This is a genomic window from Roseburia sp. MSJ-14 (genome assembly GCF_018918225.1).
Taxonomy (GTDB): domain Bacteria; phylum Bacillota; class Clostridia; order Lachnospirales; family Lachnospiraceae; genus Petralouisia.
On record NZ_JAHLQD010000035.1, the window covers coordinates 1 to 8,539 of the forward strand.

Annotated in this window: 10 protein-coding genes and 1 pseudogene; 4 read left to right on the forward strand and 7 right to left on the reverse strand. The window is 43.5% G+C overall.

The window, feature by feature from the left end; translation table 11 throughout:
• The 7 genes and pseudogenes from KQI83_RS12130 to KQI83_RS12160 form a co-directional block, all read right to left on the reverse strand.
• Positions 1-337, reverse strand: a 337-nt coding sequence (locus KQI83_RS12130) for a C-type lectin domain-containing protein (RefSeq protein WP_216558399.1), incomplete at its 3' end; no start/stop codon positions are given.
• Between the two features lie 319 nt (positions 338-656).
• Complete coding sequence (locus tag KQI83_RS12135; protein WP_216558401.1) at positions 657-1,568, reverse strand: radical SAM mobile pair protein B; 912 nt, start codon at positions 1,566-1,568, stop codon at positions 657-659.
• Positions 1,556-2,245, reverse strand: coding sequence for a radical SAM mobile pair protein A (locus KQI83_RS12140; RefSeq protein WP_216558404.1), 690 nt, complete (start codon positions 2,243-2,245; stop codon positions 1,556-1,558). Before KQI83_RS12140 ends, KQI83_RS12135 begins: the two co-directional genes overlap by 13 nt.
• Positions 2,245-2,676 carry a MarR family transcriptional regulator gene (locus KQI83_RS12145; RefSeq protein WP_117519007.1) on the reverse strand — a complete coding sequence of 144 codons (432 nt, stop codon included), beginning with the start codon at positions 2,674-2,676 and terminating at the stop codon, positions 2,245-2,247. The genes KQI83_RS12140 and KQI83_RS12145 overlap by 1 nt, the downstream gene beginning before the upstream one ends.
• Before the next feature lie 54 nt (positions 2,677-2,730).
• Positions 2,731-3,234, reverse strand: coding sequence for a flavin reductase family protein (locus KQI83_RS12150; protein WP_216558407.1), 504 nt, complete (start codon positions 3,232-3,234; stop codon positions 2,731-2,733).
• Between the two features lie 166 nt (positions 3,235-3,400).
• Positions 3,401-4,153: pseudogene (locus tag KQI83_RS12155) on the reverse strand (DUF4368 domain-containing protein); the annotation flags it as partial.
• A 325-nt stretch (positions 4,154-4,478) separates the two neighbouring features.
• Positions 4,479-5,465, reverse strand: a complete 987-nt coding sequence (locus KQI83_RS12160) for a DNA/RNA non-specific endonuclease (RefSeq protein WP_216558410.1) — start codon at positions 5,463-5,465, stop codon at positions 4,479-4,481.
• 121 nt (positions 5,466-5,586) lie between these two features.
• Here KQI83_RS12160 and KQI83_RS12165 point away from each other — a divergent pair, with 121 nt between their 5' ends.
• From KQI83_RS12165 to KQI83_RS12180, 4 genes are all read left to right on the forward strand, one after another.
• A complete protein-coding gene (locus tag KQI83_RS12165; protein WP_216558413.1) occupies positions 5,587-5,892 on the forward strand; it encodes a helix-turn-helix domain-containing protein in 306 nt (101 codons plus the stop codon).
• Positions 5,893-6,067: 175 nt separating this feature from the next.
• Entirely contained in the window at positions 6,068-6,406 is a 339-nt protein-coding gene (locus KQI83_RS12170; RefSeq protein WP_216558415.1) for a helix-turn-helix domain-containing protein, read from the forward strand.
• A gap of 120 nt (positions 6,407-6,526) precedes the next feature.
• On the forward strand, positions 6,527-8,167 hold the full coding sequence (locus KQI83_RS12175) for a site-specific DNA-methyltransferase (protein ID WP_216558417.1): 1,641 nt from the start codon (positions 6,527-6,529) through the stop codon (positions 8,165-8,167).
• Between the two features lie 8 nt (positions 8,168-8,175).
• Positions 8,176-8,539, forward strand: a 364-nt coding sequence (locus KQI83_RS12180; protein ID WP_216558420.1) for a DEAD/DEAH box helicase family protein, incomplete at its 3' end; no start/stop codon positions are given.

Here is an 8,539-nt window from a genome sequence, read left to right on the forward strand (position 1 = left end):
AGATGTGTATAAGAGACAGACCTATATCCCCGTAGAAACCATACAAGTCATTCCACTTACCATTTTTCTTGATTACCGCATAGGTTTCAACGTTATTTGTATTATTCGGTTCGTTATTATCCCAACAAGTGAAGGGTAATGTGTCTTTTGAAAAACTTGTCCAACTGCCTTTTGAATAGATATCAGTTGCGTTTATCCAGAACATTCCAACCTCACAATCAGCGATTGCTTCTACGATTGCATTGTTTTCTGTTTCATTTTCAACGATAGCAAGACGACCTTTTTTTAATTTGCAAATTTGCTGAGCAGTTGGCAAATCAACACTATCAGTATACACTTCGTATTTGATACCGTTATATTCAAAGGTTTTGCTGGGCGAAAAATCAGATGCACTTATATTTCTTGAAGTTCCGTATTCACAAATAAACCCTGTGTTCTTATGGCTGTCGCCAAATACAGTAAAATCTTTGCCACAATGTCAAGTGATGAATTCAAAAAAGGGCAAAAAATATCCCCTCTCCATTAAAAGAAGAGGGGATATATGTGATACGAACTATAATTTGTTTGCCTTTCAGCGTATCCATAAAATCATCGCCAAAAGGCCATAAGAAAAGCACCGCCGAAGCGATGCTCTTAAAACCATATTATTGAATGTGTCACTTGTTCCGCTTTCCTGTATTCTTTGTTCCCCGGACTTCCTCATGATAGAAATAATCTACGATGACCGGATGTCCCTGCGGTACTCTGCCGTAGGGCATTTCATTATCAACAAAGAGGCAGTCATATTTCCTTGCCATTTCTTTGGCTTTTTCCTCCAGAGCTTTGAAATAACTGCGGTTGTGTTTGTTATAGATTTCATCATAAAGCGGCACAAGGTCAAAATGTTTCTCTGCTATATAATCCATAATCGTCTTTTTGAAGCTGCCTCGTAGGTTCAGGTTTTCCAGCCAAAACAGGTCACACTGACCCTTCACTCGCTCAAAAATCGCCTCAAAATCCGTGATGCCCGGAAAAACCGGCGCAACAAAACAGACGGTGCGGATGCCTGCATCGTAAACCTGCTTCATAGCCTCAAGCCGCCGTTTGATGCTTACAGCATTGTCCATATCATCTTTGAAATCCTCATCGAGCGTATTGATCGACCACGATACCGTGACCTGTCCCAGCTCCTTCAGCAGATCAATGTCACGAACCACAAGATCGGATTTTGTGCAGATTAAAATATCTGCGCCACTGCCTCGAAGCTGTTCCAGCAGTTTTCTGGTATTGCCGAACTGTTCCTCCTGCGGATTGTAGCCGTCCGTCACGGAGCCGATCACAATACGCTGTCCGGCAAATTTCTTTGGGTTTTTAATCTTCGGCCAATGCTTCACATCAAGGAACGTGCCCCATTCCTCCATGTGCCCGGTAAACCGCTTCATAAAAGACGCATAGCAGTATTTGCAGGCATGGGTGCAGCCCACATAAGGATTGACCGAATAACCGCCCACCGGCAGGTTGGATTTCGTCATGATATTCTTTGTCTCGACTTCTCCAATAAGGATACCGTTCATCTCTACTTTTGCCATTTTCTCTGTATCTCCAATACTTGATTGAACGCTTCCGGGAATTCCTGTACCATGTTTGCCTCGCCCACGATGGGAACAAGATCTTCTTTCATAAAAGCAGGGATGCCGAGAGCATGGGCCTGTTTCACAAGGGAATACGCCCATGCCGGAACTGTTCGTATTTTTTTGCTTTGCGCCCCGGTCATCGTCCCGACCACGATCCAGCTGATACCGGAGAGATCCACTTTGCCCGGATCGTCAAACAATGGCTCAAAGGTAACGTGATAGTGCTTTGCCCGGATATTGGCCTTAAGTGTGTCGATGCGCCACAACTCTGATTTTCTTGTGACAGTGACTCCAAACCATGCGTTTTCCAAGTCTGTCTCAAAATCCAGTAGGTCGGGGCGCTTTGACAAAAACAGGAATTGATGCTGCGGGTTTTCCCGAATCTTTGCGAATACCTTATCCCGCCACTCCGGCTGCCATCCCGCCAAATCGCTCATGCCAGTCAGCAGGAAATTCTGCGGGCGCTTCTTTTCCATCAGCCGCAGCTTATTCGGAAAAAACTCCGGCTTGCTGAAGTCATCGATCATATGGTAACGCTTTACATTATTTCGGGCATAACAGTAGGAACAGCCTACGGTACAGCCGATGACCAGATTCATGTTTTGAATATTGTCCTTAATGCAGACGCTCATCAGAGAACACCCTCCACATTTTTCAGGATGCGGTGGAGATAGTTTTCCAGCTGCTCGATTTCTTCCTCAGAAAATCCCTTATAGTAAATGTTGCTGATTTCTTCTGTTACTTCATTATATTCTTGTTCCAGACCTTTGGCTTCTTCTGTAAGAAAAATGAGAATCTTTCTACGGTCTTTGTCGCCGCGATCCCGATAAATCAGATTTGCCGCCTCCATGCGGTCAAGCATACTGGTCAGCGTGGTCGTGGCAAGACCGGTCTCCTTTGACAGCTCACTGATGGGAACGCCATCCTTCTGCCAGAGGATATATAGAATCCTTCCCTGGGAGCCATTAAAAGCATCAATGTTTTTTTCGCTCAATATGCGTTCAAAAACACGTCCTCCGACCTGTTTGATCCGGGTTATCAAAAATCCGCCTTGTGTTTTCATATTGCCACCTCAAACCGCAAGGCGGCTATCCGCAGACAGCCGCCTTGTCCTTTCTTATTTCTGCTGCGCAGCCGCAAATTCAGCGTAACCTTTCCAGCCAAATACTGCATTCACATCTTCATCGCCGTAAACACCCTTGACATCGCAGAGGTGGACAACATGATCGTCCGCATCCATCGTCTGGGCAACAGTCGCATGAATGAGCAGCTTGCAAGGAACAGGAGCCTTGATATTTGTGCCCTCCACTTCCTGCATCGTCAGACCAACCTTAGCAGCCTTATCCGTATCACGTCCGGAGCAGGTGCCACAGCCAATCAGAGCGCCGGTCAGTTCAACTCCGGGAATGGCGAGAACAACTTCTTTTTTCTCAGCCAGCAGTTCCAGACTGTAAGCCCCTTTGTTCAGGGAGAACATGATCTTTCCGGGATTGGTGGACGCAAAAGCCCAGAATGCCAGAGTCGCAAGATTGGTGCTGCCATCCGGTTTCTCTGTACAGATCAGAGTCATGGAATTGGGAGAAGTGTAAGCAGGCGCATTGCTGATATTGATTTTGTTCATTGTAGAAACCTCCTTGTTTGATTTCATTCAGGATTATACCATATAGGAATATCCTTTGTCAACTCTTTTTGGATTTTATATCAATTTCCCATATTTGTCAGGAATTTCCGTTTTGTGATTTAGTATATAATTAGCCCTCCCCTACATAGGGAGGGCTTCGCTGTCTTTATGCTGCAATTTCCGGGATTTCCCCAACAAAGTTATAAACAATTCTGACTTCTTGCACCTTCTGGCCGTCCACCTTTTTGACTTCGCCGATCAGAATCCGGCTGATGAGCCGGTTCAGCACCGCCTCGTCCAGTTCTTCGATGGTGGCATAGCGCCGGATTTCCTTGATGAAGGTGCGGACTTCGCTCTCCTGAGCGTCAGCCCGGCTCTGCATCATTGCCAGGTCATGCAGACGCTTCTGGTTGGATTCCTGCTCCTGCTCCAGCGCTGCCGTCAGCTTCATAAACCGCTGCTCCGTCAGAATACCTTTGGCCTTGTCGGTGTACAGACTCAGGAACATCCCGTCAATTTCCTGATTTCTGGCTTCCAGCCGCTGGCGTTCCTTCTCGGTCTGGGAAGCGTCCACCAGATACCGGCGCTCCATCCGGCTGCTGAGCCGCTGGTAGAACGCATCGGCGTCCTTCATGGCCTGCACCGCCAACTCCTGAATGTCCTTCAACACCAGATTGTACAAATCTCTTGCCTCAATCTTGTGGCTGGAACAGACCTTGCAGCCCATCCGGTTGTAGGTCTGGCAGATATAGTACGCCTTATCAATCGGCTCCCGCATCTCGCCGGTGAAGCGATTTTTTCCGGTTCGGCCTACTTTCTCATACCGCACCTGCATGGACTTCCCACAGGTGGCGCAGTAGACCAGCCCGTGGAACAGGTTGTAGAAGGGACAGGCATTGCCTTTCATAAATACATCCTTCCCTTTATTTTTTTATTATCTTTCAATTTAACTGACAAGATGATTGACAAGTTTAGCAAATGGTTTCCAGCATCTTTTGGTGTTATATACATAAAGTAATGCATTCTTGAAAAAAACTATACTTTTAGGTCATGCTTTAATGAAAAAGTATTGCATTTTTGTACATAATTTGTTATAATATATATGTATATCTATATAGCTTTGCTATTCGCAGATTATATCAATCTGCGAAGAAAAATATACTCTTGTTATTATCCGAAAATATCCAAATAAGTTGGCGATAATGATTACGTTCATTTTCGCCTTCTTTTTTTACTTTATAACGTTACGGTTTACACCTTCCGCAAGGAGAATACCCCATTTCAATCACTTCTTCACGGCTTCCTGTAAATGCTTCCTTGTTCTTTTCTTTCATATCATTAACCGACGAACAATCAGGATAATGAAACTTCTTTGTATTGGTGTTCAAAATGTAGTTGACCTTGCTATTCTGCGTTTCAGTTTCAAGCTGTTTATCGGATTGATCTGATATCCAACTTGTACCATCTGCGTAATCTATCTCAATATACGGCTGTACGTTATAACAGAAAGCATTGAAGCAAATCCCTGTTCCGTTATCCTCAACAGAGTATCCTTCCATAAGAACACCATTTGCCACAAGGTTATCCCCTTCAAAAACAGGCGTTACTCGATACATCACATGGTTATTGGAGTTTTCAACATAATCGTGAACGCGGTTTTCAAACGGCAACATACCTTCTATATTCATATACCGCGTTCCCGTGATCAGATTTTGTGGATTGGCGTTCTCGCCGGATAGCTCAAACGCTATCAGATGGCAACGGTTATAGAGGTACTTGTCCTCAATAATATCGTCGTATCTCACGGTCTGCCAACCTGACGGCTTAATCATTCCGATAGCACCGCGTTCCTCGGTCGGCAGGCTGTCCGTTCCGATACAGGCAAAGGCTACGCCGCAGCGCCCTAATGAATCTAATTCACTGAACCGCTTGAATGATTCCGTAGTCAGTTCGTCTGCATGAAAAAACGGCTGATTGTTATTTACCTCACAATAAGGAGTTCCCGAATAACTTGGAATATCTGACAGCTTAAACTGCAGATTACTTGAAACGTCGGTTGTTGGCTTCGTTTGCTCGGTAGTGGACAAATTGTCCACTTCTGCGCCGATTGTTGAGTTGCTCTGTTCGGCAATTATCGGCGCAATTCTATTATCACTTCGGCAAAGCAGCGCGAGAAATGCGATTACACAAACAGCAACAACGATTACTCGTTTGTTGTTTAGCTTATTCATAACGCACCTCCCATACTATTATAACACAACTATCATAATTTTGTATGGTAATTAGTAACAGTCTTTCGGTATATTATCACACAGTTGTGCGGTACAATATAAACAAAAGTGAGGTGTTTATATGGACGCTACCGAAAGAATCAAATCCCTATTAGAACAGAGAGGTTGGACGGCATATCGCTTGTCTAAGAGTTGTGGGTTATCTGAAAATACGATAGCAACAATCTTAAAGCGTAATTCTCTGCCGTCTGTTGGTACATTGGAAGCTATCTGTAAAGGGTTCGGCATTACGTTGTCCGAATTTTTTGCTGAGGGTGATTTGATTGAGGTTACTTCCGATACCAAACAACTAATTGAATATTGGGGCGGTCTTTCCCCTGAACAAAAGAAATCAATACTTGATTTAATGAAGAATATGAATCAATAAGCCCAAATCGCAATGCAAAGTCTGTGTTGCGGTTTCCTTTTATATATTTAAAACACTATAAATACTGTTTCTTCTTGCTTCTATATTCATAGTATATCATCAACAATATTTAATATCAATAGTCTGTGTTTATTTGATTAGAATATTTATAGACTATATTTGGAAGGTGATTACTATGAGTGAAATAGCAAAAACCGTGGGACAGCGAATTCGTAACTATCGGACGCAGCTTGGATACAGTCAGGAAAAACTCGCAGAATTGTCAGGTTGCCACCCGACGTATATCGGTCAGGTGGAGCGCGGCGAAAAGAACGCAACATTGGAGAGCATTGAGAAAATAGCTAATGCACTTGGAGTTTCCCTTTCGACGTTGTTTGAAATGATAGGCAGCTCAGAAAGCGGAAAAGCAAATATTCCTTTGCAATGCTATGAATTGATTGCTTCTAAAACACCGAGCGAGCAAGAGCAAATCTATAAAATTCTGATTGAGATGGATATTTACAAGAATAAATAATTCTCTGCAAGAATTAAACGTCGTATTGCAAGTAGCAGTACGGCGTTTTCCTATTTACAAAGAAAAAGATTTATTGTATTATAATTATATTGAATTTGCCGAAACGCAAGGAGAATAGATATGCCTACACTTGATTGGATTGGAAAAAGCAAGGTTGTGAATCATCATTTGGACGTTCCTTATAAGACATTGGAGCGTCAGTACAGCTTTGATAAGGACGGAGAGCATAAGGAAGATAACGGCAGTGAGAATATGATCATTCACGGCGACAATCTGGAAGCGCTGAAATCGCTGCTGCCGCAGTATGAGGGCAGGATCAAGTGTATCTATATCGATCCGCCGTACAATACGGGAAATGAAAAGTGGGTATATAACGATAACGTCAACGATCCGAAAATCAGGAAGTGGCTCGGCACAGTCGTCGGTCAGGAGGGCGAAGATCTCAGCCGTCACGACAAGTGGCTGTGTATGATGTATCCGCGCTTGAAACTCCTGCACAGGCTGATGGCAAAGGACGGCGTTATCTTTATCAGCATAGACGATAACGAGCTGTATAACCTAAAAATGATTTGTGACGAGATTTTTGGGATCCGTAATTATATTTCAAGTATTGCTGTTATCAATAATCTAAAAGGTCGAAGCGATGATAAGTATATCGCAACGGCTCACGAAAACCTTTTAATATATCATAAAGGTTATTATATAACTAATGGCGTAGAAATGCCCGAAGAATACAATGATGAATATAAACTAAATGATGATAAAGGAAGATACCGTTTACAAGGATTAAGAAAAAGGGGATCTGGAGCAAGAAGAGAAGATAGACCGAATATGTTTTATCCGTTTTATTATAATGAAATAAACAATGTTCTTTCTGTTGATCCTATTGTCAATGCAATAGAAATATATCCTCATCTATCCGATGGAAGCGATGGACGATGGCGTTGGGGAATTGATACTGCAAGAGAAAGAATAACTGAATTAACTGCTCAAAAAGTTAGGGGACGCGGTGAGTACGATGTTTTTCAGAAAGACTATCTGCCACAAAACGGAAGTAAAAGAGTAAAACCAAAGTCTTTTTGGAGCGGAACAGAATTCTCTGCTGAAACAGGAACACTTGAAGTAAAAGGAATCTTGGGGAAAGGAGTGTTTGATACACCAAAGCCTACAGGACTTCTTGAGTGTATTTTGCAACAATCTTCTGACAATAATTCCATTATCCTCGATTCTTTTGCGGGTTCCGGCACGACCGCTCACGCCGTACTGAATATGAACAAGCAGGACGGCGGCAACCGCAAGTTTATCCTGATTGAAATGATGGACTACGCCGATTCCATCACCGCCGAAAGAGTTAAACGAGTTATCAATGGTTACGGCGAGGGCAAAAAAGCGGTTGAGGGTACCGGCGGCGATTTCAGTTATTACGAATTGGGTGAGCCGATCTTCAACGGCGAAATGCTTAATGAAGCGATCGGCGAGGATGAAATCAGAAAATATGTCTATTTCACTGAAACAAAGCAGCGTTTAGAGCCGAGAAAAGCCGACGAGCCGTATTATCTCGGCAAATATGTAGACAATGCTTACTACTTCTACTACGAAAAAGAGCAGATCACTACTCTAAACAACGATTTTCTGAACACGATCCAAACAGCCGCAGGAGCCTATGTGATTTATGCGGATCTGTGTACTTTGAGCGACAGCGAGCTTGAAAAGTACAATATCACCTTCAAGAAAATTCCGAGAGATATTACGAAGTTATAAGGTGCATTATGGAACTGAAAAACTATCAAAAGCGAGTGATGAAGAATCTATCTTCTTACCTCGATTTTCTGAATCAATATGATATGAAAAAGGCTTGGAGCGAGTATTGGGCTGCACAGGACGTTGCTGTCGGCTCCGGCGGCGTTCCGCAGTATCGGGATGAAATCAAAGGCGTACCGCATATTTGCTTCAAGGTGCCGACAGGCGGCGGCAAAACCTTTATGGCTTGCTCCTCGCTGAAACCGATATTTGAAAAAATGCCTTTGGACAAGCCGAAGGTGGTTGTCTGGCTTGCGCCGTCCGACGCAATCATTGAGCAGACGATCAACACCTTGTCGAATGTGGATCACCCTTACAGGCAAAGGATAGACC

Excerpts from the sequence above, each read along its gene's own strand:
- KQI83_RS12135 (WP_216558401.1), bottom strand. The coding sequence starts at position 1,568 with ATGGCAAAAGTAGAGATGAACGGTATCCTTATTGGAGAAGTCGAGACA.
- KQI83_RS12140 (WP_216558404.1), bottom strand. The coding sequence starts at position 2,245 with ATGAGCGTCTGCATTAAGGACAATATTCAAAACATGAATCTGGTCATC.
- KQI83_RS12145 (WP_117519007.1), bottom strand. The coding sequence starts at position 2,676 with ATGAAAACACAAGGCGGATTTTTGATAACCCGGATCAAACAGGTCGGA.
- KQI83_RS12150 (WP_216558407.1), bottom strand. The coding sequence starts at position 3,234 with ATGAACAAAATCAATATCAGCAATGCGCCTGCTTACACTTCTCCCAAT.
- KQI83_RS12160 (WP_216558410.1), bottom strand. The coding sequence starts at position 5,465 with ATGAATAAGCTAAACAACAAACGAGTAATCGTTGTTGCTGTTTGTGTA.
- KQI83_RS12165 (WP_216558413.1), top strand. The coding sequence starts at position 5,587 with ATGGACGCTACCGAAAGAATCAAATCCCTATTAGAACAGAGAGGTTGG.
- KQI83_RS12170 (WP_216558415.1), top strand. The coding sequence starts at position 6,068 with ATGAGTGAAATAGCAAAAACCGTGGGACAGCGAATTCGTAACTATCGG.
- KQI83_RS12175 (WP_216558417.1), top strand. The coding sequence starts at position 6,527 with ATGCCTACACTTGATTGGATTGGAAAAAGCAAGGTTGTGAATCATCAT.